This is a genomic window from Bradyrhizobium dasycarpum, assembly GCF_042019905.1.
GTDB classification, from domain to species: Bacteria; Pseudomonadota; Alphaproteobacteria; order Rhizobiales; family Xanthobacteraceae; genus Bradyrhizobium; species Bradyrhizobium japonicum_B.
The window spans coordinates 336,981-360,237 of the sequence record NZ_CP169574.1 but is presented as its reverse complement, the minus strand read 5'-3'; the positions used below and the strand labels follow the sequence as shown (position 1 = coordinate 360,237).

The 23,257-nt window shown below is 65.5% G+C and carries 25 protein-coding genes and 1 pseudogene; 18 read left to right on the top strand and 8 right to left on the bottom strand.

All coding sequences use genetic code 11. The features are described 5' to 3' along the window. The first annotated feature begins 23 nt into the window (after positions 1 to 23). Positions 24 to 179, top strand: coding sequence for a KTSC domain-containing protein (locus tag ACETMP_RS01720; protein ID WP_375161814.1), 156 nt, complete (start codon positions 24 to 26; stop codon positions 177 to 179). A gap of 13 nt (positions 180 to 192) precedes the next feature. On the opposite strand, the gene ACETMP_RS01715 is transcribed toward ACETMP_RS01720, so the two are convergent. Then, positions 193 to 981 carry an EF-hand domain-containing protein gene (locus tag ACETMP_RS01715; RefSeq protein WP_375159679.1) on the bottom strand — a complete coding sequence of 263 codons (789 nt, stop codon included), beginning with the start codon at positions 979 to 981 and terminating at the stop codon, positions 193 to 195. Between the two features lie 252 nt (positions 982 to 1,233). Between ACETMP_RS01715 and rpe the strand changes: the two genes are divergently transcribed. The 4 genes from rpe to ACETMP_RS01695 all read left to right on the top strand — a co-directional run bounded on the left by rpe (position 1,234) and on the right by ACETMP_RS01695 (position 2,637). Further along, positions 1,234 to 1,935, top strand: coding sequence for a ribulose-phosphate 3-epimerase (rpe, locus tag ACETMP_RS01710; RefSeq protein WP_375159678.1), 702 nt, complete (start codon positions 1,234 to 1,236; stop codon positions 1,933 to 1,935). 163 nt (positions 1,936 to 2,098) lie between these two features. Beyond that, complete coding sequence (locus ACETMP_RS01705; RefSeq protein WP_375159677.1) at positions 2,099 to 2,242, top strand: hypothetical protein; 144 nt, start codon at positions 2,099 to 2,101, stop codon at positions 2,240 to 2,242. Positions 2,243 to 2,247: 5 nt separating this feature from the next. Further along, a complete protein-coding gene (locus tag ACETMP_RS01700; protein WP_375159676.1) occupies positions 2,248 to 2,421 on the top strand; it encodes a hypothetical protein in 174 nt (57 codons plus the stop codon). A gap of 24 nt (positions 2,422 to 2,445) precedes the next feature. Continuing rightward, positions 2,446 to 2,637, top strand: coding sequence for a hypothetical protein (locus ACETMP_RS01695; RefSeq protein ID WP_375159675.1), 192 nt, complete (start codon positions 2,446 to 2,448; stop codon positions 2,635 to 2,637). 26 nt (positions 2,638 to 2,663) lie between these two features. On the opposite strand, the gene ACETMP_RS01690 is transcribed toward ACETMP_RS01695, so the two are convergent. The 5 genes from ACETMP_RS01690 to ACETMP_RS01670 all read right to left on the bottom strand — a co-directional run bounded on the left by ACETMP_RS01690 (position 2,664) and on the right by ACETMP_RS01670 (position 6,997). Further along, positions 2,664 to 4,103, bottom strand: a complete 1,440-nt coding sequence (locus ACETMP_RS01690) for a serine/threonine protein kinase (RefSeq protein ID WP_375159674.1) — start codon at positions 4,101 to 4,103, stop codon at positions 2,664 to 2,666. Positions 4,104 to 4,108: 5 nt separating this feature from the next. Then, positions 4,109 to 4,849 (bottom strand): metallophosphoesterase family protein, encoded by a 741-nt coding sequence (locus tag ACETMP_RS01685; RefSeq protein ID WP_375159673.1) that lies wholly within the window; start codon positions 4,847 to 4,849, stop codon positions 4,109 to 4,111. A 114-nt stretch (positions 4,850 to 4,963) separates the two neighbouring features. Beyond that, positions 4,964 to 5,569: a hypothetical protein gene (locus ACETMP_RS01680; protein ID WP_375159672.1), complete on the bottom strand. Its 606-nt coding sequence runs from the start codon at positions 5,567 to 5,569 to the stop codon at positions 4,964 to 4,966. Next, the gene (locus tag ACETMP_RS01675; RefSeq protein WP_375159671.1) at positions 5,562 to 6,233 is read right to left on the bottom strand and encodes a hypothetical protein; all 672 of its coding nucleotides are present in this window, start codon (positions 6,231 to 6,233) and stop codon (positions 5,562 to 5,564) included. Before ACETMP_RS01675 ends, ACETMP_RS01680 begins: the two co-directional genes overlap by 8 nt. After that, the gene (locus tag ACETMP_RS01670; RefSeq protein WP_375159670.1) at positions 6,230 to 6,997 is read right to left on the bottom strand and encodes a MotA/TolQ/ExbB proton channel family protein; all 768 of its coding nucleotides are present in this window, start codon (positions 6,995 to 6,997) and stop codon (positions 6,230 to 6,232) included. Before ACETMP_RS01670 ends, ACETMP_RS01675 begins: the two co-directional genes overlap by 4 nt. A gap of 199 nt (positions 6,998 to 7,196) precedes the next feature. Here ACETMP_RS01670 and ACETMP_RS01665 point away from each other — a divergent pair, with 199 nt between their 5' ends. The 3 genes from ACETMP_RS01665 to ACETMP_RS01655 all read left to right on the top strand — a co-directional run bounded on the left by ACETMP_RS01665 (position 7,197) and on the right by ACETMP_RS01655 (position 9,640). Then, complete coding sequence (locus ACETMP_RS01665; RefSeq protein WP_375161813.1) at positions 7,197 to 8,567, top strand: sensor histidine kinase; 1,371 nt, start codon at positions 7,197 to 7,199, stop codon at positions 8,565 to 8,567. A 7-nt stretch (positions 8,568 to 8,574) separates the two neighbouring features. Further along, positions 8,575 to 9,225 carry a response regulator transcription factor gene (locus ACETMP_RS01660; protein WP_257175394.1) on the top strand — a complete coding sequence of 217 codons (651 nt, stop codon included), beginning with the start codon at positions 8,575 to 8,577 and terminating at the stop codon, positions 9,223 to 9,225. A 109-nt stretch (positions 9,226 to 9,334) separates the two neighbouring features. Beyond that, positions 9,335 to 9,640 carry a hypothetical protein gene (locus tag ACETMP_RS01655; RefSeq protein WP_375159669.1) on the top strand — a complete coding sequence of 102 codons (306 nt, stop codon included), beginning with the start codon at positions 9,335 to 9,337 and terminating at the stop codon, positions 9,638 to 9,640. 36 nt (positions 9,641 to 9,676) lie between these two features. Here the strand turns inward: ACETMP_RS01655 and ACETMP_RS01650 are convergent, their stop codons facing one another. Next, complete coding sequence (locus ACETMP_RS01650; protein ID WP_375159668.1) at positions 9,677 to 10,264, bottom strand: TetR family transcriptional regulator; 588 nt, start codon at positions 10,262 to 10,264, stop codon at positions 9,677 to 9,679. A gap of 548 nt (positions 10,265 to 10,812) precedes the next feature. On the opposite strand from ACETMP_RS01650, the gene purB reads away from it, so the two are divergent. Then, on the top strand, positions 10,813 to 12,120 hold the full coding sequence (purB, locus tag ACETMP_RS01645; protein ID WP_375159667.1) for an adenylosuccinate lyase: 1,308 nt from the start codon (positions 10,813 to 10,815) through the stop codon (positions 12,118 to 12,120). A 113-nt stretch (positions 12,121 to 12,233) separates the two neighbouring features. Continuing rightward, the gene (locus ACETMP_RS01640) at positions 12,234 to 13,406 is read left to right on the top strand and encodes a M20 aminoacylase family protein (protein WP_375159666.1); all 1,173 of its coding nucleotides are present in this window, start codon (positions 12,234 to 12,236) and stop codon (positions 13,404 to 13,406) included. 194 nt (positions 13,407 to 13,600) lie between these two features. Here ACETMP_RS01640 and ACETMP_RS01635 read toward each other — a convergent pair whose 3' ends face one another. Further along, entirely contained in the window at positions 13,601 to 15,508 is a 1,908-nt protein-coding gene (locus ACETMP_RS01635; RefSeq protein ID WP_375159665.1) for an acyl-CoA synthetase, read from the bottom strand. Positions 15,509 to 15,756: 248 nt separating this feature from the next. On the opposite strand from ACETMP_RS01635, the gene ACETMP_RS01630 reads away from it, so the two are divergent. The 8 genes and pseudogenes from ACETMP_RS01630 to ACETMP_RS01595 all read left to right on the top strand — a co-directional run bounded on the left by ACETMP_RS01630 (position 15,757) and on the right by ACETMP_RS01595 (position 23,189). Further along, a complete protein-coding gene (locus ACETMP_RS01630; RefSeq protein ID WP_375159664.1) occupies positions 15,757 to 16,839 on the top strand; it encodes a preprotein translocase subunit SecD in 1,083 nt (360 codons plus the stop codon). A 250-nt stretch (positions 16,840 to 17,089) separates the two neighbouring features. Then, complete coding sequence (locus tag ACETMP_RS01625) at positions 17,090 to 17,896, top strand: Crp/Fnr family transcriptional regulator (RefSeq protein ID WP_375159663.1); 807 nt, start codon at positions 17,090 to 17,092, stop codon at positions 17,894 to 17,896. A gap of 152 nt (positions 17,897 to 18,048) precedes the next feature. Further along, the gene (gene murI / locus ACETMP_RS01620; RefSeq protein WP_375159662.1) at positions 18,049 to 18,846 is read left to right on the top strand and encodes a glutamate racemase; all 798 of its coding nucleotides are present in this window, start codon (positions 18,049 to 18,051) and stop codon (positions 18,844 to 18,846) included. A gap of 61 nt (positions 18,847 to 18,907) precedes the next feature. Next, positions 18,908 to 19,681 (top strand): HpcH/HpaI aldolase/citrate lyase family protein, encoded by a 774-nt coding sequence (locus ACETMP_RS01615; protein WP_375159661.1) that lies wholly within the window; start codon positions 18,908 to 18,910, stop codon positions 19,679 to 19,681. A 266-nt stretch (positions 19,682 to 19,947) separates the two neighbouring features. After that, complete coding sequence (locus ACETMP_RS01610) at positions 19,948 to 20,715, top strand: acyltransferase (RefSeq protein ID WP_375159660.1); 768 nt, start codon at positions 19,948 to 19,950, stop codon at positions 20,713 to 20,715. Between the two features lie 201 nt (positions 20,716 to 20,916). Then, positions 20,917 to 21,535 (top strand): annotated as a pseudogene (gene rpsD / locus ACETMP_RS01605) (30S ribosomal protein S4). Positions 21,536 to 21,852: 317 nt separating this feature from the next. Further along, the gene (locus ACETMP_RS01600) at positions 21,853 to 22,089 is read left to right on the top strand and encodes a type II toxin-antitoxin system RelE/ParE family toxin (protein ID WP_375159659.1); all 237 of its coding nucleotides are present in this window, start codon (positions 21,853 to 21,855) and stop codon (positions 22,087 to 22,089) included. Positions 22,090 to 22,121: 32 nt separating this feature from the next. Continuing rightward, entirely contained in the window at positions 22,122 to 23,189 is a 1,068-nt protein-coding gene (locus ACETMP_RS01595; protein WP_375159658.1) for a threonine aldolase family protein, read from the top strand. Positions 23,190 to 23,257 lie beyond the last annotated feature (68 nt).

The window sequence follows — 23,257 nt, the reverse complement described above, 5'->3', positions numbered from 1 at the left end:
CGCCCGACACGCGGGAGCTGAAGGTGACTTTCGTCAGCGGACGCCTCTATGTCTATGAGGACGTTCCGCCCGAGGTTGCCGCAGCGTTCCGGCAAGCGCGCTCAAAGGGCGCGTTCTTCAACCACGAAATCCGTGACCGCTACGGCTATCGTGACATCACGCACGAACATGCCGGATGATCTCGGATGCCGCTCAGACGCTCATCGACATCGACGAACCGGCCGCCGCCGAAGAGCCCTGGCCCTGGCCGCCTTGCTGCTGCATCAACTGCGCGAACAGATCATAGGCCGAATTGCGGGGGCTGGAGGGGCCCGGCACCGTCGTCGACATCTTGAAGCCGTCGGCATAGGTGACGGTGGTGGTGGTCGAGCCGTCGGCAGCGGTCGTCGTCGTCGAGGTCGATCCGCCGACGGACTTCGACGATGAATCCGATCCATCGCCCGAGCCGCCGGCACTCTCCGCGTGATGGTGGCCGTGGTGACCGCTCTTCAGGGCCTTCGACATCTCGTCGAGACTGACGTTGCCGTCGAAGTTCGCGTCCATCTTGGAGAACACGTCATCGGCCTGCGCTAAGTTGGTCCCGCCAGCTCCCAGTGCGTCCTCGAACTCGAACTTGGTGATGTTGCCGTCGCCATCCGCATCGATCTGCGAGAACAGATCCTTGAGTGCAGCATCCCGGCCTTTCGACGTTGCGTTCGACGACGTCGAGGTCGCCACGCTGCTGCCGTCGGACGATTGGCCTTGTGCCGCGATCAGCGCGCTCATCGTTTCCGGCGAAATCTGTGGGCGATTGCCCGAATTGACCGACGAAGTCGCGCCGCTGGTCGTATTGCTGCTGCCGCTGTCGATCGCGAACGGATTGGTCGCGCCCTGCGCCGAGTTCGTCTTGTGCGTCGAGGAGGGCGATTTCGAGTTCGTCAGCGACTGAATCGCATCGAGTGCGCTCGATACGGCCCCGACGGCCCCAAGGGCAAACAACATTGCACAACTCCAACGGATGCGGCATGCCGCGGCCAATGTTCTGCAGGTGTCGTCAGCAAGCGTCGTGCCAGCGCAAAAAGTTCAATGAAATCCGGCTACGCCGCGCCCTGGACGGCCGCGGAACACCGGCAATTCGTGCCGGCTGGGGCAGAATTTTCCGCCCACAGCAAGCACGCCTGTCCTGCATTGCCCGTCATGGAGGCCCATGTTAGGCGAGGCCCATCTTTCACGGCCGCCACGGGAAACCGCGCCATGACCCAAGCCTTTACCCCCCGCCCGCTGGCCATCGCGCCCTCGATACTGGCCTCGGATTTCTCCAGGCTCGGCGAAGAGGTGCGCGCCGTCGACGCCGCCGGCGCCGACTGGATCCATCTCGACGTGATGGACGGGCACTTCGTTCCCAACATTTCCTACGGTCCCGACATCATCAAGGCGATGCGCCCGCACACCAGGAAGGTGTTCGACGCGCATCTGATGATCTCGCCGTGTGACCCCTATCTCGAAGCCTTTGCGAAAGCCGGCTGCGACCACATCACCGTGCATGCGGAGGCAGGTCCCCATCTGCACCGCTCGCTGCAGGCGATCCGTGCGCTCGGCAAGAAGGCCGGCGTCTCGCTCAATCCAGGCACGCCGGTCAGCGCGCTCGAATACGTGCTCGATCTCGTCGACCTCGTGCTGGTGATGTCGGTCAATCCCGGCTTCGGCGGCCAGGCCTTCATTCCCTCGGCGATCGGAAAGATCCGCGACATCCGCGCGATGACGGCGGGACGCCCGATCGACATCGAGGTCGATGGCGGGGTCGGCCCCGATGTCGCCGGCGCGCTCGCTGCGGCCGGCGCCAACGCCTTCGTCGCCGGCACATCCGTATTCCGGGGCGGCACGCAGGATGCCTACAAGGCCAACATCGCCGCGATCCGCAACGCGGCGCTAGGGGCCCGCGGCGAAGCGATTTGAGCTGCATCGGGACGCAGGCGGACCGTGGAAAAACCTGCGGCTGTTACGGGTGCTGCAATGCGCAATGCCTAAAATTGCAGTCTTGATCCGTACTCATCCGGACTTCACTGATTCGCGCAAATCACCGCAAGTGATTCCTGCCTGCTTTTGACGGGAGGACATCATGACGGCGATCCTGCTCTGGACTGGTGTAGCGTTGTGGTTGGCGTTCAACGCGGCGATTGCGGCTCGCAGCCTGTACGTGGCGCGACCGGTGAAGGCCGAGGCTTCTGCCCGCGTCATGCACCTTCGTCGTCGCCGGGGCTGAGCGCCATGCAGATCACGCTCGTGAAGCGCCAGCCGAAGCGCAGGTGCCGGATCCCGCGCCGCCCGCATCCGGGCCTTGATTATTTCTTCGGCCGCCTCGATCGCACCGACGGCGCGATGGACGATGATGCCAGACTCGACACCACGGACCTCGATCATTCGTTGGCGTCGCAGCATTGATACTTCCCTCTTTCGGACCACCCCATGAAACCGCACTGCCCGAACTGCCTGAAAGAAATGATCAAGGCATCCGCGTCGCGTAACCTGTTCAATTGCGAGCCCTGCCGCGAGATCATCCAGTATTTCGGCGGCAGCGCGGATCACGGTGAGCCCGGCCCGCAATTCTCCTGGCCGATCCGCCGCAAGCGGGTCGCTCACGCCGCTCACGCAGCCTGATCCGCCCGTTCAAGTCGGCCGGCAGCCTATCCCGGTCCTTCGCCGGAATCGGATTTGCCGGCGTCGCCGGCCATCCGCGGCGGCCGTACCACGGTGACGGTGCAGGCCGCTTCCGCGGCCACCTTGGCCGAGACACTGCCGAGCAGCGTGCGCCTGAATGAGTCTTGCCGGGCTCCGATGATGACGTGGTCGACCTGGTTGACCTCGGCGAATTCCAGGATCGCGGCGGCGGGATCAACCGCCTCCAGCACATGAGCCGTCAGCCGGCTCTCATCCAGTTTGAGCGGCGTCGCCCAGTGCCGGAGTGCGACCAGGCGGTCGATATGCTTGTTGGAGCCCTGCTCGTCCAAGGTGCGGTCGACCGCGATCCGGCTCAGCTTGAGCACGTTGAGGCAGGCGAGCCGTGCTGACGGCAGGGTGGCGAGGATGCGCTCGGTGGTCACACGCAGCGCTTCGTTGAGCTCCGGCGCGCCTTCCACCGTGTCGAGCGCGACCGCGAGGATCGGGCTCGATGCGATTTGGGCGGCGACATCCGACTTCGCGCGCGGCGCCATGACACCCAGATTGAACCGGCGCCGCCAGGCGACGCTGAGCGGGTCGCGTTTGACCCGCTCCGAGCGCGTGGTGAGCTTGACCTGGTCCGGGTGGGCGAGGTCGAAAGCAAGCTGGGACGCCGTCGGATAGCGCCACACCGGCTCGATCTCGAGACATCGCAGCACCACCTCCTGGAGCCAGGGCGGATAGTCGGCGCGGAGCTTGCGCGGCGGATGCGGATCGCGCCACAGCCGGCGCCGCATCGCGCGCAGCGTCTCGCCCTCGCCGAACGGCCGCTCGCCGGTGGTGAAGAAGTAGAGCAGCACGCCGAGCGAAAACAAATCGCTGCGCGGATCGTCGCGCACCCCCGACAGCCGCTCGGGCGCCATGTAGGGCGCAGTGCCGTAAGGCAGGCGGAACTCCTCCTGCAACAGATCCGGCAGGTGGTTGTGATGCGACAGGCCGAAATCAATCAGCACGGCCTCGCCGCTCTCGCGGAACATGATGCTGCTCGGCTTGATGTCGTGATGGATCACGTTCTGCCGGTGCAGGTCGGCCAGCGCGCTCGCGATCCTGGCGACCAGCTGCCGCGCTTCGTCATAAGGCAGCGGCAGGTCGGGCAGCCGCTTGTAGAGCGTGGCGCCACCGATGCGCTCGATCACGACATAGGCCTGGTGCGCGAAATCGCCGGTCCCGAAACAGGTCGGGACGTGCGGCCCCGCAAGCCGCGGCAGGATCATCATCTCCATCTCGAAGGAGACGATCGCGGCGGGATCCTCGCCCTCCGAGACCCGCGGTATCTTCATCAGCAGGGGCACGTCGATGCCGGGATGGGTGACGGTCCACAGCGTCGCCATGCCGCCGGCGTGAACGCATTCGCCGATGGTGTAGCCATCGATCACCGCGCCGGATTTGACCAGAGGCTTCGGCATTGCCTTCAGCGCCCCTGCGACAGCCGATCGGCGAGCCAATGCGGCAGACCGTTGTCGCGAATTCTGCCCGCTGCGGTCGCGACGTCATAAGGCGCGCGGCAATAGGTGATCTGGCACGATTCGGTGTCGAACAAGACGAAAGCTGCCGACGGATCACCGTCGCGGGGCTGGCCGACCGAGCCGAGCACGGCGAGCCATTGCCGTCCGCGCAGCAGCTGCACCGGGACGTCGGTCTTCGGCACGAAGCTCGTCATCTTCGCCGTCACCGACATCGAATAGAGTGCGGGACGATGGACATGGCCGCAGAACGTGACGTGGGCCGGTGTCGCGATCAGGCTCTTGGCGGCCTCCACCGTCGAGCGCACATAGTGCCAGCGCTGGGGGTGGGAGGCTTCCGAATGCACGAAGAGACGATCGTCGTCCTCGACCAGCATCGGCAATTCAGTCAGGAACCTCCGCTGCGCGGTATCAAGCCGGCCACGGGTCCATTCGATCGCGACCTGCGCCTCGGCGTTCATGGTCTCCGCCGAGGAATTGACCGCCTGGTCGTGATTGCCGCGCACGGCGACAGCACCTTGGGCAACGAGCTCCATCGCGGTATCCACCACCCATTCGGGATCGGCGCCATAGCCGACGAAATCGCCGAGCAGGACGAATTGCTCCGCGCCCTTCGCACGGGCGACCTTCAGGCAGGCCTCGAAGGCCTGCCGGTTGCCGTGGATATCCGAAAAGACAGCGAGAAGCACGCACCCTCCACCCTTGAATTCTTATTGAAAGCCGATAAGGCCAATTTGAGGGAGGTCAAGACCATGCGCCAGCGCGGCGGCCTTTGCCAGCGCCCGCGGACGATGGCGGAGAGCCTATTGCTCGTCTTTCGGGGGCATTCGGGGCGGCGGCAGCGGGGTGAACACGGCGCCTTGCGCGCCGGCCGGCGGGGCGATGAACTCGCCGGTCGAGGAATCGCCGCCGGTCGTCTCCAAGATGGTCTTGGGCGTCACATATTCGCGGACCATGTCGATGATGCTGCCATCGCCGCCGCCGAAGTCGGCGGCGCGGCCGCCTTGCGGATTTCCGAGCGCGATCTCGTTCTCCGCGGCATGGGTCTTGTCGGCGAGCCTGTCGTTGTAGGGCACGCGGAAGGCCCGCGGGATGCCGCTCGGGCGATTGTCCTCGTCGAGCTGCTCGACCCACAGATAGATCGAGCCGGGATCGCCCTCAAGCGAGTGCGGCTCGACGATGCGGGCCTTCAACAGCTTGAAGGACGCCGGCAGCCGGTCGGAACTGGCCCAGCCGAGCAGCCCGCGCATTTCGGTGAAGCTGACGACATAGAAGGCGCTGGTCACGATCACCGCGACCGCCTTCAGCGACCAGTGCAGGCGCGCATAGACCAGCACGACCAGCAGCAGGGCGCCGATGACGGCGTAGGCGACCGACAGGGTCAGGATGATCGTCTGCAGATTACTCACGGCGCATCCTCACACCGGTCTTGGGATCGAGGTCGGCGCCGTTGGCGCGCACGTTGCGGAACGTCTCGAGCAGCGATTTGGGGCGCTGGTCGACATTGATGACCTTGCCCTCGGCATCGAGCCGGAACCGCACCGCGGTCTTCTCGTCGCCGGTACGGCTGAGAACGAGCTTGTTGTCGAAGACCACCTGCGCAGTCGGGTTGAGCTTCTGCACCTTCACGCTTGCCGTAACGGGCTCGCCCGTGGTGGCTTGGAAATGCGAGATATTGACGGTGTATTCGCCGGCGACGATGCCGCGCACGGTCACGATCTCCTCACGGATCGGCGAGGCGATCTTCTTGCCGTTGACGATGATAAAATCGTTGGCGCCGCCGCGGTCGTCGCGGTCGAGCGTGAGGAAGCCGGCCTCGCGGTGGCGATACCAGGCGATGTTGCCGGCGGGATCCTGCACGAACAGGTCGAGATCGTCAGGATGACTGTCCGGCCAGTCCATCGTAATGATGAACTCCGCCTTGGAGTCGATCTTGCCTTCCTTGGCGTCCGGCGAGACCGCGAGCAGCGCGAGGAAGAACAGGAACGCAATGACCTGGAGCGCCTTGAACAGCATCACGCCCAGCGGATCGAACGGCTCCTCACGCGGATAGAGACCGAAATCGTCCATCATGGCTGCGCACCAGAACCTTTGCGCTCCAGCACCGGCGTCACATAGGTCTCGGTCAGCACCACCGCATCCGAGAACACCAGCTGGGTCGCGGCGTCCAGCATGTAATACTGGATGCGGACCAGGATCGAGCCGATGAGGCCGGCGAGCGTCGTGTACATGGCAACGGCCATGCCGTCGCTCATCAGGCCCATCGAGGAGCGCATCGCGACCTTGTCGGCGGCATCCAGCCCGGCGATCGGCGCGAGCATGATGATGAAGCCGATGATGGTGCCAAGCAGGCCCAGCTTCATCAGCGTGTCGGAGACGAAGGCCCCGAATCCGTTGGACCCGCGCAAGCGGTCGGCGAGCGTCCGCAGCAGCAGGGTCTGGTCGACCGGGCGGTAGTCCTGCGCGGCGGCCTTGGTCACCAGGCTCTCAATGTGGTCGCGCACGAGACCGCGCGGCAGTTCCGCCGCGCCCGCGTCGAGCGCCTTGCCGCCGCCGGCCGACAACACGGCGCGGCAGCGCCGCGCCGCCGTCCCCTCCCGCGCGATCGCCCGCGTCCGCAGGAAGCAATGGCCGCAGGTGACGACATAGAGCAACGCGATCACGCTCGAGATGTAGGTGCGGTCCGACGTCACCATCAGGTGGATCAGCCCGAACCGCCACAGCAGCACCGCGGCGAAGATCGAGAGCCCAGTGAAGATCATCCAGAACAGCAATGCGCTCCGCTCGGATGGATCGGCGGCCTGGCTCGCGATTGGTCCAATCGTCATCGAACTCATGCTGCACCGCTCCTCGGGCCGTAACGATTGGCCCCCTAAATTTCCACCCGATTAGATCAAAGCCGCCGTATCAGGTCCAAAGACCCATGCCCAATCCGGCTTGGGAAATTTGCCCGAGCTGCGATCCTGCCGAACCCCGCAATTGGCAAGGCGCGGCGGCGTTGTTAGGCTGACCTTATCAAACGTCGAGGGTGATCGCATGCGCCTCGTGCTTCAGCTTGTCGCCCGTCTGCTGCTCATCGTGGCTCTGTGCCTGGGCGCGGCAACCATATGGGCCACGTTCGACGCCTATCGCAGCGTCGATCGGGCGACCGCAGCCTCGGCGCAGCGCGTCGCGCAGGCGCTTCAGGGGCTGTATTGGCGCGAGCTTTTGTTGCGCAGCAGCAGGGCCCGCGAGCATATCCTGCCGGTTCCGGACTGGCGCACCCTGGAGACCATGAAGCTGATCTCGCCCGGCGTCTGCGTCGAGTTCCAGCCGGCCATCGCTTTTGAGAAACCGCTCTGCGGCCAGAGCGAGGGGCTGGGCAAGGCGCCGCCGCGCTGGTTCGCCGCAATCGTGCCGATGATCCTCGGCAGCCACGCCGAGGTGATACGGCCGGTCAGTCCCCGGGCCGCTTCCGCCGGCACGGTGGTCGCGACGCCGGATGCGGCCGCCGCGATCTCGCTCGCCTGGGAATACATCCTCAACGTGATCGACGTCGCGCTGTTGATGGCGGCGGCGATCGCACTGCTGGCATCGCTCGCGATCGCGCATGCGCTGGCCCCGGCGCGTGCGATCGTGACGGCGCTGCAGCGCATGGCGCGCGGACAATATCGCAGCCAATTGCCGCGCTTCCGCTCGATGGAGCTGGCGATGATCGGCCGCGCCGTCGAGGAGCTCGGCGGCCGCCTGGAGGAAGCCACCGAGCAGCGCGCCGCGCTGACGCGGCGCCTGATCGAGATCCGCGACGACGAGCGCCGCGCCCTCGCCCGCGAGTTGCACGACGAGTTCGGGCAGAACCTGTCCGCCATTCTCGCTTTCGCCAACACGATCGAGACGGCGAGCAAGAAGGGAAACGCCGACATCGGCATCGCGCAGGATGCGCGGATGATCTCGCAGGCCACCCATCATCTGATGGCCTCGCTGCGCGATGCGCTGAAGCGTCTGCGCAATCCGCTCCCCCAGGAGCTCGGGCTCGAGGCAAGCCTTGTCAATCTGGTCGACAGCTGGCGCTCGCAGAGCGCGGCGCGGCCGACCATCCGGCTCGACCTCAGGGGCGATCTGACGGACGTGCGGGGAGCGGCCGCCACCACGGCCTATCGCGTGGCGCAGGAATGCCTGACCAACGCGCTGCGTCACAGTGCGGCGCGCGAGATTTCCTTGCGCATTGAACGCCGGACCGGCGACGACAACGCGCTGGTGATCCGCGTCGAGGACGACGGCGGCGGCGATGCGGCGCGCGTCGCACAATCGGCCGGCTTCGGCCTGACCGGCATCCGCGAGCGTGTCAATGCGGCCGGCGGATCGCTCTCGATCCTGCCTGCCCGGGGCGGCCTCAGCATCGCCGCCACCATCCCGCTCGCCGCGTGAGGCCGCCATGAGCGAGGTGGCAGCAACAGGCATCTCCGTGCTGCTGGTCGACGACCATCCGATCGTCCGGCAAGGCTACCGACGCGTGCTGGAAAGCCAGGGCGATCTGCATGTCGTGGCGGAAGCCGACAACGCCGCGGACGCCTATGGCGCCTTCAAGGCGCACGACCCCGATGTCGTGGTGCTCGACATCTCGATGCCGGGCGCGAGCGGGCTGGAGGCGATCCGCAACATCCGCGCCCGCAGCCCGCGGGCGCGGATCCTGGTGTTCACCATGCACAACGAGGCTGTGCTGGTGAAAGCCGCCTTCGGCGCCGGCGCCAGCGGCTTCGTCACCAAGAGCAGCGAGCCGTCCTCGGTGGTCGGCGCCATCCGTGCCGTCGCCCGCGGCGAACGCGCCATGAGCGACGACATCGCGCATATCCTGGCCGAGGACAGCCTGTCGTCGGGTTCGGTGCTGGATCAGTTGGGGGAGCGCGAGATCGAGATCCTGCGCCAGTTCGCCGGCGGCGCCACCACCGAGCAGATCGCGGCGCATCTCAATCTCAGTGTGAAGACGGTGCAGAACTATCACTACCTGATCAAGACCAAGACCGGCGCCCGCACGGATGCGCAGCTGGTGCGGCTCGCCGCGACGTGCGGTCTGACGAGGATTTGAGTCCAGCACTGCGCACCGCCCTGCCCCCCACTTGAGGCTTCTCAATCTGCCGAAGCAAATTGGAACGGAGACCATCCGGCGCCGGTTAACACGGCAAAGGAGTCCAGGTATGAGTAAGGGTCATCACAAGTCAGTCGACCATCCCTCCATAATTACCGTCGGTGAGCTGATCGACGAACTGTGCCGCCTGCCGGATACCGCTGTTATCCATTTCCGCTGCCCGATGCTCGGCCAAGAGCTGGCATTCGAGCGCCTTCGAAAGCGGTCAAAGGACGATGTCGAGATCGCAATCAATGCGTATCCGGAGAGTCCGCCGGTCGCGCCATCCTCGGAGGCCGCCCTCCACGCCCGAAGGCGCTCGGCTTCCTCGGCCTCGCCTCGCAACGGCGCAGTTCTTAACAAAGTGAGAAGTTGATCGGCCGCACCGCGAATTGAATGGGTCCCTGCGGCCTCAGGCCGCCTTCAATCCGCGCAGCAGCAGCGCCAGCGTCGCATCGACGCGCGCGGGAAGATCGGCATCCTTCCACTCCTCGGCATGAGCCGGATGGTGGAAACGCACGGTCGCATCGAAGATCGCGCGCGCCGTGATCTTGGCGTCGGCGACGTCAAACACGCCCTGCTTCACGCCATCACTCAGGATCGCCGCGATCTGGTCGATCATGGTGTCCTTGTGACACTTCACCGCCGCGCAGGCCTCGCGCGCCAGCGTCAAGTAGGTCTCGAACATCTCGGGGTCGTCGAGCACGCGCGAACGCTTGGCAGCGAACAGCGTGCGCAGCCAGCGCTCGAGCCTGGCCGGCGCCGAGCCCTGCTCCTCGACGATCGCCCGCAACGGCGCGTCGATGCGGTCCAGCCAGCGCTTGGCGACGGCCTCACGCAGCGAGGCCTTGCTGGGGAAATGGCGATAGACGCTGCCGTGGCTCACATCGAGCGCACGGGCCACATCGACCACGGTGGCCTTGGCAAGTCCGAAGCGCCTGAGCACGTCCTCGGTGACGTCGAGGATCCGCTCCGGCGTCAAGACAACAGCTTCATTCATGCCAGCACCATGTTCCCGTTCAGGGCTCAGTTTCCCGGCAGTAGGGCTGCTTCCGAAGCGCCCTGGCCGGTCGTTTCGGAAAGCCTATGCCCTAATGAGGCAGTTTCGCAGCCTGCGCCGCGATCTGGCGCGCCACCAGCAGATTGAGCCAATGCCCAATCACGCCGGTCAAATTGAGGATTTCGGTCGTCATCGTCTTAAGTCTCCATTCGTCCGCGGTCCCGTTCTTCAATTCGCCCTCCGATCCGCTTTGGATGTCGGGCTCCCCGGGGCTTGTCGCGGGACGCCCAATCGGAGCGTCCGGGAACGGATATACACGTCTCGATGACAGATTTCAATATCTGTCAGTCAATGATCCGTGATTGACAGTTGGTTTTTACCGGCCCCCTCCCCTACGAACCGGCCCGGTGGATAGCTGGGCGATCCTCCTCTTTGGCGGGTCAGACCGTTTGTTTCGCCCTGTCCGCTCTGTTAAATCACGGCGTAAAAAGCATTTTGGCCGGCGCCGCCTCCTCAGGATCGCCCGCCCACCTTCCTGGAGCCGCGCAATGATCCCCCGCTATACCCGTCCCGAAATGGCCTCGATCTGGGAGCCGCAGACCCGGTTCAAGATCTGGTTCGAGATCGAGGCGCACGCGGCGGATGCGCTCGCCGAACTTGGAACCATCCCCAAGGAGGCCGCCAAGACGGTCTGGGCGAAGGCCAGGAACGCCACCTTCGACGTCGCCCGCATCGACGAGATCGAGCGCGAGACCAAGCATGACGTCATCGCCTTCCTCACCCACCTTGCCGAGATCGTCGGCCCCGAGGCGCGCTTCGTGCACCAGGGCATGACTTCCTCCGACGTGCTCGACACCTGCCTCAACGTGCAGCTCACCCGTGCCGCCGACCTCCTGCTCGCCGACCTAGACAAGGTGCTGGCCGCGCTGAAGAAGCGCGCCTTCGAGCACAAGATGACACCGACCATCGGCCGCAGCCACGGCATCCATGCCGAGCCGGTGACCTTCGGCCTCAAGCTCGCTTACGCCTATGCCGAGTTCTCGCGCGCCAAGGAGCGCCTGATCGCGGCACGCAAGGAGGTCGCGACCTGCGCCATTTCCGGCGCCGTCGGCACCTTCGCGCAGATCGATCCGCGCGTCGAAGAGCACGTGGCGAAAGCCATGGGTCTCGTCCCCGAGCCGATCTCGACCCAGGTGATCCCGCGCGACCGCCACGCGATGTATTTCTCGACGCTGGGGGTGATCGCCTCCTCGATCGAGCGGATCGCGGTCGAGATCCGCCACATGCAGCGCACCGAGGTGCTGGAGGCCGAAGAATTCTTCTCCGAGGGGCAAAAGGGCTCCTCATCCATGCCGCACAAGCGCAACCCGGTGCTGTCGGAGAACCTCACCGGTCTGTCCCGCATGGTGCGCGCCTATGTGACGCCGGCGCTGGAGAACGTCGTGCTCTGGCACGAGCGCGACATCTCCCACTCCTCGGCCGAGCGCATGATGGGCCCGGATGCGACCGTCACGCTCGACTTCGCGCTGGTGCGCCTCGCCGGCCTGATCGACAAGCTGCTGGTCTACCCCGCCAACATGCAGAAGAACCTCGACCGCCTCGGTGGCCTCGTGCATTCGCAGCGCGTGCTGCTGGCGCTGACGCAGAAGGGCGCGAGCCGGGAGGATTCCTACAAGCTGGTGCAGCGCAACGCCATGCCGGTCTGGCGCGGCGAAGGCGACTTCCTCCAGCTGCTGAAGAAGGATGCCGAGGTGAGGAAGTATCTCTCGGATGCCGAGATCGAGGAGCAGTTCGACCTCGGCTATCACCTCAAGCACGTCGACACGATCTTCAGGCGCGTGTTCGGGGAGAGCTGAGTTTTCACGTCATTCCGGGGCACGCGAAGCGTGAACCCGGATCTCGAGATTCCGGGTTCGATGCTTCGCATCGCCCCGGAATGACGGCAAACCCAATCAAGAACGGATCACCCATGCCCATCGTCAACCGCGTTGCCGCCCTCTCCGACGAAATGGCCGCCTGGCGCCATGACTTTCACGAGAACCCGGAGCTGCTCTACGAAGTCCACCGCACCGCCGGCATCGTCGCCGACAAGCTGCGCGAGTTCGGCTGCGACGAGGTGGTGACCGGCATCGGCCGCACCGGCGTGGTCGGCGTGATCCGCGGCCGCAAGTCCGCCTCCGGCAAGACCATTGGCCTGCGCGCCGACATGGACGCGCTGCCGATCATGGAGACGTCGGGCGTGCCCTACGCCTCGAAAGTCCCCGGCAAGATGCATGCCTGCGGCCATGACGGCCACACCGCGATGCTGCTCGGCGCCGCAAAGTACCTGACCGAGACGCGCAATTTCGACGGCACCGCGATCATGATTTTCCAGCCCGCCGAGGAAGGCGGCGGCGGCGGCAAGGCGATGGTCGAGGACGGGCTGATGACGCGCTGGAACATCCAGGAGGTCTACGGCATGCACAATATGCCGGGCCTGCCGGAGGGGCATTTCGCAACCACCCCCGGCGCGATGCTCGCCTCCTCCGACAACATCCAGATCACCGTCCGCGGCAAGGGCGGCCACGCCGGCGCGGGTCCGCACAAGTCCGTCGACAGCGTGCTGATCGGCTCGCAGATCGTGAATGCCCTGCAATCGATCGTGGCGCGCAACGTCGACCCGCTGAAGTCGGCGGTCATCTCGATCACGCAATTCCACTCCGGCACGGCGTTCAACATCATCCCGGAGGTCGCCGAGCTCGGCGGCACCGTGCGCACGCTCGACCCCGAGGTACGCGATCTCGTCGAGCGCCGCATCGGCGAAGTCGCCGACAGCATCGCCCGCGCCTATGGCGGCTCGGCCGAGACGAAGTACACGCGGATGTATCCGGTGACCATGAACCATGCCCGCGAGGCCGGCCTTGCCGCCGACGTAGCCCGCGACATCGTCGGCACTGAGCGCGTCAACGACAAGTTCATCCCGATGATGGGTGCCGAGGATTTCTCGTTCATGCTGGAAGCACGCCCCGGCGCGATGGTGCTGGTCGGCATGGGCGACGGCAACGAGTGTCACCACCCGGCCTATGTCTTCAACGACAATATCCTGGGCCACGGCGCCTCGTTCTGGGCACGCCTCGTCGAGACGCGGATGCCGGCTGGGTAGAGGCTTCGTAGGGTGGGTTAGCCGAAGGCGTAACCCACCACTTCTGTTGCCGCGGAGACGAAAGAGGTGGGTTACGCCGAGCAGATGCGCTGTGCGCATCTGCAGGGCTAACCCACCCTACGCTCTCACGTCGAATAAGGTGGGCATGGCGCTTTGCGCCTTTGCCCATCCTACGCGTGCGAAGCGCCCTTCACCTACGCGTGCACCACCTCATGCCGCATCACGAACGGCGCGAGCAGCGTGTGCACCTCGGCCGCAATCGTCTCACGCTGATCCGGCGGCAGGCCGACCAGCGTGACGGTCGCGATCGAGCCGTGACTGCCATGGGCGCCGACCTTGACCTTGCAATCGATGCCGCGCTCGACCAGCGGCGCCAGCACCTTGGTGAACACGCGCTCCGCCGCGTCCCAGCGTAGCTGCGGCTTGAACACCTTGCCGACGCCCGTCACGGGCATCGGGTCGATCGGAATCACCTGCACCGGGACGGCGGCGCGCTCCGGCGTGCGCTCGCGCACCCACGATTCCAATTCGCCCGGCTCGACCTTGGCGCCCGGCTTCAGCTGCACATATCCCACGGGCAATTCGCCGGCATAGGCGTCGGGTTGGCCGACCACGGCGGCAAAGCCGACGGCGGGATGGCGGAACATGATCTCCTCGATCGGCGCCGGATCGATGTTGTGGCCGCCACGGATCACGAGGTCCTTGGCGCGGCCGGTGATCCAGAGATAGCCGTCGGCATCGAGACGGCCGAGATCGCCGGAATTGACCCAGACCTCTTCGACGAAGGCACCCTTGTTGTGCTCGTCGTTGAGATAGCCGCTGAACACGCCCGGCCCGGCCATGATGACGACGCCGATCTCGTCCGGCTTGCAGTCGCGGATCAGGCGGCCGTCGGCGTCCAGCTGCACGATGCGCACGCGCGAATAAGGCATCGGCAAGCCGACCGAGCCGAGCCGGATCGGCCGTGACGGATAAGCCAGCGTGTGCACGCTCGAGGTCTCGGTCATGCCGTAGACCTCGACCACCGGGAGCTTCAGCTTGTCCTGGATCGCCGAGCCGACGGCGACGGGGATCGCGGAGCCGCCGCCGGCTGCATATTTCAGGCTGGAGATATCCGCATTGCCAGGCGGCACCGCGAGCGTCGCGGCCAGCACCGTCGGCACGCTCGACAGCGCCTCGGGCTTGTAGCGTTCGACCAGTCCCCAGATGTTCTTCACGGCATTCGGATTGCGCCAGCCGCTCGGCGACAGCACGATTAGCGAGCCGCCGCTCGACAGCGTCGTCAACACCTGAGTCAGCGAGCCCCCGACGTGAAACAGCGGCATGCCGAACAGCAGATTGACGTCGGGCTTTCCCTTCAGCAGCAGATTGAGCGCCCAGGCCTGGTAGACCTGGTTGGCATGAGTGTGCCGCACCAGCTTCGGCGTGCCGGTGGTGCCGCCGGTGTGGAAATAGGCGGCGATGTCACGGCCGAGAATCTTGCGGCCGCTGACGAGCCGGTCGGACGGCTGCTGCTTGATCAGGTCGGCAAAGGCGAAGATGCCCTTGTCGGGATCGCCGCCGCCGAACACCTGCACGATCGCCTTGAGGTGCTTGAGCTGCGGGCGGATCTGCTCGACCTTCTGCCAGATGTCGGTGCCCGGCATCGGCCCGAGCGCCACCAGGATCTTGGTGTTCGCGGCTTCCAGGATTTCCGCGATCTGGTGCGGCTCCAGCAGCGGATTGACGGGATTGGCGATTCCGGCGGCCTCCGCACCGAACAGCGTCACGAAAGCATCGGGCACCAGCGGCAGCATGAAGCTGATGACGTCGCCTTTCTCCGCGCCGAGCGCGTGAAACATGTTGGCGGCCTGCGTGACGCGCGCGATGAAATCGCGGTACGTGACCACGGCCGGCGTGTCGGCGGGATCGGCATTCTGCAGGAACTGGATCGCCGCGCCGTCGGGGTTGCGCTCGGCACCCAGCTTGATGGCATCATAGGTACTCTCGGCCGCAATGCGCTCTGCGTAAGGGACCTGCTCGAAAGCGCGGACGTCCGCGTCCGTCAAAAGTTCCGGATAGTCGTTGCCGATAAGCCGATCGAGCGCATGGATGCCCGCCATGGAATTCCGTCCTCCCTCAGATGCATGTCCCCGCCCGCTGTCTTTTGACATCTTGTTCGGCGAGGCCTCGACCAATGGCCGGTCGAGCGAGCGCAGAATGATCGATGATTTGCCGTTCGTCCATGGCCTATCCGCTGCGGCGGCGGGCCTCGATCGACACCGGAATTGAACCTTCACACCCAATTCCGGGACCAAGAACTGGCGTCGGATTTGCCGGCCAGCGTCCTGCCGCAAGACTCGAGGTGATCATGCCGAGGCATTGGAGCAACTTCATCACCGCCCTCGGCGTAGCGCTCGCCATGGCAGCGGCGATCGCCATGCCGGGCGCGGCGTCGGCCGACGCCCAACTCGACAAGATGCGAGTCAAGGTCGCCGCCTTCATTGCCGACAAGATGGAGAAGCTGGGCGGGTCGCGCATCGTCTATCGGGTGGACGCCGACGGTTTGCGCGAGGCAGCCGTCGCGGACCTGCGCGACGACGTCTACAAGATCCTGCGCGAGGGCCGGATCGCCTTCTCCGGCCTCGCGATCCGCGACGGCGGAGTCGAGGTGAATATCCCCGACGCGAAGGGCCGCGAACAGCTCACACGCAAGCTCGCCTTGGCAGCGGAGGGGTTGCCAACGCACGCGCTCACCGTCAGCGGCAGCGGCGACGGACCGGTCAGGCTGGCGCCGACCGAGGCCGCATCCGCCGCACGGCTGCACGAGCTGGTCGACGATTCCATCGCCATGATCGAGCAGCGCCTCAAAGATGCCGGCGTCACGCTCGCCAGCGTCCTGCCCGAGGGCGCGGATCGCATCCGGATCCTCCTGCCGGGCGCGACCGAGCCCGAGCGCATCATCACCGCGATCTTCTCCAGGAAGGTCAAGGTCAGCTTCCGCCAGGTCGACCTCTCGATGCCTGCCGAGCAGGCGCAGCGGGGCGCTCCGCCGGACGGCACGGAAGTTCTGCTCGGCTTCAAGGACAACGAGCCCTACCTCGTTGCTAAGCGCAGCGCGCTCGACGGGGACGACATCAGCTCTGCCGGTCCGGGATTTGCAATCGGCACGAACGAGCCCATCGCCTCGTTCCGCTTCAACGGCCGCGGCACGCGGCGCTTCGCCCACATCACCAGCGAGAACGTCGGCAAGCCTTTCGCCATCGTGCTCGACGACAAGGTGATCTCCGCCCCCGTGATCCGCGAGCCGATCACCGGCGGCTCGGGCCAGATCTCCGGAAACCTGACACTGGAAGAAGCCAACAGCGTCGCCATGATGCTGCGGGCCGCTTCGCTGCCGGGGCGCCTTGGCCTCGTCGAGCAGCAGGTCATGCAGCCTGCCACGAAGCCGTAAGCCGAAGATCGTCCGGCGCCCCCGCCTGGGGTGCATCCAACCCCTCCGCGACGCCGCCTCCCGGTCCGATCACGGCCGCCACGGCCTGATGGGCAACCGACGGGCAATTGCCGAAAGGCCCGATCGGGCTAGAATTTGCCTCTTGCGACATGGCGGCCGAAGGCTTCATTTCAGCCGGCCGTCATCCGATTTCGGCTATAGGTGTCGAGCACACCGACCAGGACTGAAGGCCTTACGCGGGGTTAGTACCATGCCGTCCGGCAGCGCAGACATTTCCTCGATCCTCGACCGCATTCTCGACGCGGCCACGGACAATCTCAGGATCGCGAAGATCCTGGTTCAGATGGGGCTCGATCCCAACAACGTCACCTACGACGCGATCTTCAACCGGCTGCTGGAGATCTTCGTCAGCAACATCACGCTGGCCAATATGTTCGCCGTGGTCGGGGCGGTCTTCTTTGTCGCCACGCTCTTGATGCGGACGATGGTGCCGCTGCGCGTCGCCAACATGGTCGGCTGCGCGTTCTTTGCCATCTTCGGCGCGCTCTCCGCCAACGTCGCAACGTTCCTGCTCTACCTGCTGATGCTTCCGATCAACGCCCTGCGCCTCCGGCAGATGCTCAAGCTGGTCAAGAAAGCGCGTCATGCCGCCGAAGGCGACATGTCGATCGAATGGCTGAAGCCGTTCATGACCGAGCGCCGATATCGCCGGGGCGACACGCTGTTCAAGCTGGGCGATCCCGCGAAGGAAATGCTCCTCACGGTCACCGGCAAGTTCCTGGTCAAGGAGATCAACGTCGAGATTGGGCCCGGAGCGCTGATGGGCGAGCTCGGCTTCCTCACACCCGACAACCGGCGGACCGGAACGATTCAATGCATCGAAGACGGCCAGGTGCTGACGATCACCTACGACCGGCTGCTCGAGATCTACTTCCAGGATCCGCAGTTCGGCTACTACTTCCTGGTGTTGACCAGCCAGCGTCTCCTGCAGAACATCGATCGCCTGCAGAAGCAGCTTGCCACGGAACGGGCAGCCACGACGAACAGGATCGCGTGAACGTGGGCAGCCCACACCGGACCGCATCATGTCGGCCCCGGAATTCTGCGGATGCCGCTGGTACCTGGCTCCCCTCCCATGACGCCGAGCGGCCCCCGCCGCAAAACCGCCCAAAAAACCGAATGGTAACCATGGCGCCTTAAGGTGACGACGTGACCCATTCTCCGACCATCCTGGTGTTCGATTCCGGCCTTGGCGGGCTCACGGTGCTCCGTGAGGTCGTGGCCGCGCGCCCGGAGGCGCACTTTGTCTACGTCGCCGACGACGCCTTCTTCCCCTACGGCCACCACGGCGAGGACGAGATCATCGCCCGCGTCGTGCCGCTGATGGGGGAGCTGATCGGCACGCACGACCCTGACATCGTCGTCATCGCCTGCAACACCGCGTCCACCCTGGTCCTGTCGCACTTGCGCGCCGCTTATTCCGTGCCGTTCGTCGGCACCGTACCGGCGATCAAGCCGGCCTGCGCGCGGTCGAGGACCCGCCGCGTCTCGGTGCTCGGCACCAAGGGCACGGTGAGGCGCGAATACACCAAAGCCCTGATCCGCGATTTCGCGCAAGGCTGCGAGGTGACGCTGGTCGGCTCGCCCGAACTCGCCTCGCTCGCCGAGGCCGCGCTGGGCGGCGCTGCCGTCAGCGACAGCGACATCCTGGCCGAGCTCGCGCCCTGCTTCGTCGGCGATACCGAAGATGCCGGCGCGCGCACCGACACCGTCGTGCTCGCCTGCACGCATTATCCGCTGCTGCTCGACCGGCTGAAGCGGCTGGCACCCTGGCCGGTGGACTGGATCGATCCCGCGCCGGCGATCGCCCGGCGCGTCTCCGACTTGCTCGGTCCGCGCAGCGGAGACATCGCACAGGCCGGCGCCGAGATGATCTTCACCTCGAACCGCGTGCACGGCCTTTCGGCCACCCTGACGCCGTTCTTCGGCGGACGCGCGCTGGCCTGACTTTCCGCCTCGGCGCCGCGCTGCTACGTTTTGCCGTCGTCACCCAGCTGCAGGTCTTTCGATGTCGGTCCCGTCCACGCCACTCAACCGTCTCCGCCAATTGTGGAGCGAGGGGCGCCCAGCCTTCGGCGCGATCGCGACCATCCCGAGCGTGCAGATGGTGCAGATCATGGCGCGATCGCTCGATTGGATTATTGTCGATCTCGAGCACGGCCCGATCGGATTGACCGAAGCACATGCGATGATCGCCGCCACCACGGGCACGCCGTGCACGCCCCTGGTGCGGATCGCGGCGAACGAGCCGTGGCTTGCGAAGGCGCCGATGGACATCGGGGCCTTCGGCATCAACTTCCCGATGATCACCAGCCGCGCGGACGCCGAAAAGGCGGTGCGTAGCGTTCGATACCCGCCTCGCGGCGATCGGCTCTGGGGCCCTTTCCACGCCCCGTTCCGGTGGGGCCAGTCGATGCCGGATTACATGGCCAGCGCCGACGACGAGATGATCTGCATGGTCACCATCGAGCATGTCGATGCCGTCAACCGCATTGACGAGATCATGGCGACGCCCGGCATCGACGTCGCGGTGATCGGCCCCGGCGATCTCGCCACGTCCATCAACAAGCGCGGCCAGATGGACGACCCAGAGCTGCTGGAGCTGATCGCGCGCGCCGAGGCCGGCATCCTCAGAAGCGGCGTGCCGATCGGCGGCGTCGCCCGCACCGCAGATCAGGCCAACGCCCTGATCGACCGCGGCTACCGCGCGATCGCGCTCGGCTTCGACTGGTCGCTATTCCAGCGCGGCATCATGGCGGCATTCGAGGGAATCAAGCTCTGAATAGCCGCAACGAGGGTGATCGGCCTTGCCGGAACCGCGGGCGCTGCTGGAGAAATAGGCTGAAGCGACTTTGCGCGCATGACGCCAAGGCCAAGCAACAAGCCATTGAAAACGATATAGATTTTGTCACTAGCAAGCCGGCAGCCTCGCCAGGCGCCGTGATGCGGCGAACCAGCCGCCCCCAAGCGGGTTGGTTCATGCTAGAGCGAACGGGCGGGCCCCGCTCGCTGCCCATATTTTGATCTTTGATTTGGAACTGAAGACCAATGCGCGGGACGCCCAAAACCATATCGCTGCGGCGTCGCCTGATCTGCGACCTGATGCATGCCTCGATGGGCGTGCCTTTCGTTTCACTCTCCCGCTCGCTCAATATCCGTCCCCTGCTGGAGGCCCGCGCACGCACAACGGCGCCCGCCGGCTGGGCCGCGATATTCGTCAAGGCTTTCGCCCTGGTTGCGCGGGACGAGCCGATCCTGCGCACTGTCTACGTCAAATGGCCTTGGCCGGGCCTCTACGAGCTGCCGAAGAGCGTGGCGACGGTCGCGATCGCGCGGGTGGACGATGGCGAGGAATGCGTGCTGCCCCAGCGAATTGCCGCTCCCGAGGCCCTTTCACTCGCAGCGGTCGACGCCGAGATCCGGCGCGCCAAGACGGCGCCGATCGAGGACGTCCCGATGTTCCGCAAGATCATGCGGGCGACTCGCCTGCCGCTGCCGCTGCGCCGCCTGTCCTGGGCGATCGGCCTGAATTTCGGCCGGCAGCGCGGCAATTGGTTCGGTAGCTTTGGCGTCAGCTCCGTGGCCGCCTATGGCGGCGGCGAGCTCCATCCGATCACGCCCGGCCCCTTTGTCGTCAGCTATGGGGTGGTCGAGCCCGACCAGACCATCCGTGTCGTGATCCGCTGGGATCACCGGGTCACGGACGCTGCTCCGATCGCCCGGGTCCTGACCCGGCTGGAACAGGTCCTGAACACTGAAATCGCTGCCGAATTGGGGGCGGCCGGCGCCAAGCCAATTCGGGCGTTAAGAACCTGATTCTGGGTTCATTCGCATTGACAGTGAGCCCCAAACTCTCCTAAAAGCCGCCTGCTCGCGGGCCGATTTCGGCCCGCGAAGCGTTTCGCGACCCGTGGTCCTTTCCCTTAAGCTTTGGGGATCGGGCCTGTCGGTGCCGGGCCTAGGGTCCGTCACACAGGAGGGCGCGTTTCCTCAAACCATGCAACCGAAGAGGACGCGATGACTAAGCGCAGTGAGGCGAAGTACAAGATCGATCGCCGTATGGGCCAGAACATCTGGGGCCGCCCGAAGAGCCCCGTGAACCGTCGTGAATACGGCCCCGGCCAGCACGGCCAGCGCCGCAAGGGCAAGCTCTCCGACTTCGGCGTGCAGCTGCGCGCCAAGCAGAAGCTGAAGGGCTACTACGCCAACATCAGCGAGCGCCAGTTCCACGGCATCTATGTCGAGGCAAGCCGCCTCAAGGGTGACACCGGCGAGAACCTGATCGGCCTCCTGGAGCGTCGTCTCGACGCGGTCGTGTACCGCGCCAAGTTCGTCTCCACGATCTTCGCCGCCCGCCAGTTCATCAACCACGGCCACATCAAGGTGAATGGCCGCAAGGTCAACATCTCGAGGCTACCAGCTCAAGGTCGGCGACGTCGTCGAGGTCAAGGAAGCTTCCAAGCAGCTCGCCCACGTGCTCGAAGCCAGCCAGCTCCCCGAGCGCGACACGCCCGACTATCTCGAAGTCGACCACGGCAAGATGACCGCCAAGTACATCCGCATCCCCGGCCTCTCCGACGTGCCGTTCCCGGTGCAGATGGAGCCCCATCTGGTCGTCGAATTCTATTCGCGCTGATAGTTTCAGCCGATCGACGTAAAAAAGGCCCCGGTATCCGGGGCCTTTTTGTTGTGGGCCGCTCCCATGTCCCAACTCATCCGCGCTGTGCTTCGCGCAACGGAGTTGACCATGACGCGTCTTCTGGAAGAGGCCTTCAGCAAGGTTTCAGGCCTGCCCGATTCGCAGCAGGATTGAGTTGGCGCGAGCCCTGCTTGAACTCGCGGGCGTCGAGCAGCCTCCGCTCCAGCTGACGGCAGCCGAAGAGGCCGATCTCGCGGAGCCGAAGCTGAAATCACTCGCGGCGAGCTGGCTAGCCCCGACGAGGTCCGCGCGATGTGGGCCAAGCACGGGCTGTGAACGCGCTCGCCCCGGGCGCGGGCCACGTACGCGACCGCATTGTCGCGCTCATCGCCCTGCTTCAGGATCATCCTTATGCAGGGCGGCAGACCACTCGAGCATACGTCCGTCGCTTGCCGGTCAATCCTTATCTGATCGATAATCGTGTGACCGAGACAGAAATCGTTATTATGCGGTTTCGCCACGCCGCCCGGCGTCCATCCAGAACTCGCTGATCGCGAGTGAGTGCCATTCGAGGAGCAAGTTGATGCTCTACACCCCTCCCCCGATCGATCCCAAGGCGCCGCCGGTGCGCATCAATCTGCTCTCGGATACGCAGACTAAGCCGACGGCCGGGATGCGCGAGGCGATGGCGCGCGCGGAGGTCGGCGACGAGCAGGTCGGCGACGATCCGACCGTGAACGCGCTGTGCGAGCGCGTGGCCGATCTGCTCGGCAAGGAAGCGGCGGTCTACATGCCCTCGGGCACGATGTGCAACGTCACCGCGACGCTGGTGCATTGCCGCCCCGGCGACGAGATCCTCGCCCATGAGACCGCGCATATCATCGCGCGCGAAGGCGGCGCGCATGCGGCGATCGGCGGCTTCCAGGTCACCCAGCTCAAGGGACCAGACGGCCAGTTCACGCCGGAAACCCTTCGCAAGGCGCTGCATCCGCGCACGCGCTATCAGCCGCCGCAGACCGTCGTCAGCGTCGAGCAGACCGCCAATATCGGCGGCGGCACGATCTGGAAGAAGGCTGCGCTCGACGAGATCGTGACGATCGCCAGGCAGCATGGCCTCGTCACCCACATGGACGGCGCGCGCCTGCTCAACGCCACCGTGGCCAGCGGCATCTCCCCGCGCGACATGACGGCAGGCTGGGATTCGGCCTGGATCGATTTCTCCAAGGGTTTGGGCGCGCCGATCGGCGGCGTGCTCGCGGGCTCGCGCGCCTTCATCGATGCGGTCTGGCAGTGGAAGCAGCGCCTCGGCGGCTCGATGCGCCAGGCCGGCATTTGCGCCGCCGCCTGCATCTACGCGCTCGACCATCACGTCGAGCGACTGGCCGACGACCATGCCAATGCGCGCGCGCTCGCCCGCGGACTGTCGCAGATCTCGGGCATCGAGGTCCAGGAGCCCGAGACCAACCTTGTGTTCTTCAAGCCCGACGGCGCCGGCATTGCCGGCGACAAGATGGTCGCAGCGCTCCGTCAGCGCGGCGTGACGCTTGCGATGATGGACGGCCGCATCCGCGCCTGCACCCATCTCGACGTCAATGCGGCCCAAATCGAGGAGACGATCGGATACGTCCGCGAGATCGTGCGCGGCGCGTAAGCATGACCCGGAAAACTGCGAAGCGGTTCTCCGGAAAGATCGTGCGTAAACACCACCGTCAAGCGCGA

What these genes read in the sequence shown, in the direction of transcription:
- ACETMP_RS01715 (WP_375159679.1), bottom strand. Translation starts at nt 981, where the DNA reads ATGTTGTTTGCCCTTGGGGCCGTCGGGGCCGTATCGAGCGCACTCGAT.
- rpe (WP_375159678.1), top strand. Translation starts at nt 1,234, where the DNA reads ATGACCCAAGCCTTTACCCCCCGCCCGCTGGCCATCGCGCCCTCGATA.
- ACETMP_RS01705 (WP_375159677.1), top strand. Translation starts at nt 2,099, where the DNA reads ATGACGGCGATCCTGCTCTGGACTGGTGTAGCGTTGTGGTTGGCGTTC.
- ACETMP_RS01700 (WP_375159676.1), top strand. Translation starts at nt 2,248, where the DNA reads ATGCAGATCACGCTCGTGAAGCGCCAGCCGAAGCGCAGGTGCCGGATC.
- ACETMP_RS01695 (WP_375159675.1), top strand. Translation starts at nt 2,446, where the DNA reads ATGAAACCGCACTGCCCGAACTGCCTGAAAGAAATGATCAAGGCATCC.
- ACETMP_RS01690 (WP_375159674.1), bottom strand. Translation starts at nt 4,103, where the DNA reads ATGCCGAAGCCTCTGGTCAAATCCGGCGCGGTGATCGATGGCTACACC.
- ACETMP_RS01675 (WP_375159671.1), bottom strand. Translation starts at nt 6,233, where the DNA reads ATGATGGACGATTTCGGTCTCTATCCGCGTGAGGAGCCGTTCGATCCG.
- ACETMP_RS01670 (WP_375159670.1), bottom strand. Translation starts at nt 6,997, where the DNA reads ATGAGTTCGATGACGATTGGACCAATCGCGAGCCAGGCCGCCGATCCA.
- ACETMP_RS01665 (WP_375161813.1), top strand. Translation starts at nt 7,197, where the DNA reads ATGCGCCTCGTGCTTCAGCTTGTCGCCCGTCTGCTGCTCATCGTGGCT.
- ACETMP_RS01660 (WP_257175394.1), top strand. Translation starts at nt 8,575, where the DNA reads ATGAGCGAGGTGGCAGCAACAGGCATCTCCGTGCTGCTGGTCGACGAC.
- ACETMP_RS01655 (WP_375159669.1), top strand. Translation starts at nt 9,335, where the DNA reads ATGAGTAAGGGTCATCACAAGTCAGTCGACCATCCCTCCATAATTACC.
- ACETMP_RS01650 (WP_375159668.1), bottom strand. Translation starts at nt 10,264, where the DNA reads ATGAATGAAGCTGTTGTCTTGACGCCGGAGCGGATCCTCGACGTCACC.
- purB (WP_375159667.1), top strand. Translation starts at nt 10,813, where the DNA reads ATGATCCCCCGCTATACCCGTCCCGAAATGGCCTCGATCTGGGAGCCG.
- ACETMP_RS01640 (WP_375159666.1), top strand. Translation starts at nt 12,234, where the DNA reads ATGCCCATCGTCAACCGCGTTGCCGCCCTCTCCGACGAAATGGCCGCC.
- ACETMP_RS01635 (WP_375159665.1), bottom strand. Translation starts at nt 15,508, where the DNA reads ATGGCGGGCATCCATGCGCTCGATCGGCTTATCGGCAACGACTATCCG.
- ACETMP_RS01630 (WP_375159664.1), top strand. Translation starts at nt 15,757, where the DNA reads ATGCCGAGGCATTGGAGCAACTTCATCACCGCCCTCGGCGTAGCGCTC.
- ACETMP_RS01625 (WP_375159663.1), top strand. Translation starts at nt 17,090, where the DNA reads ATGCCGTCCGGCAGCGCAGACATTTCCTCGATCCTCGACCGCATTCTC.
- ACETMP_RS01615 (WP_375159661.1), top strand. Translation starts at nt 18,908, where the DNA reads ATGTCGGTCCCGTCCACGCCACTCAACCGTCTCCGCCAATTGTGGAGC.
- ACETMP_RS01610 (WP_375159660.1), top strand. Translation starts at nt 19,948, where the DNA reads ATGCGCGGGACGCCCAAAACCATATCGCTGCGGCGTCGCCTGATCTGC.
- ACETMP_RS01595 (WP_375159658.1), top strand. Translation starts at nt 22,122, where the DNA reads ATGCTCTACACCCCTCCCCCGATCGATCCCAAGGCGCCGCCGGTGCGC.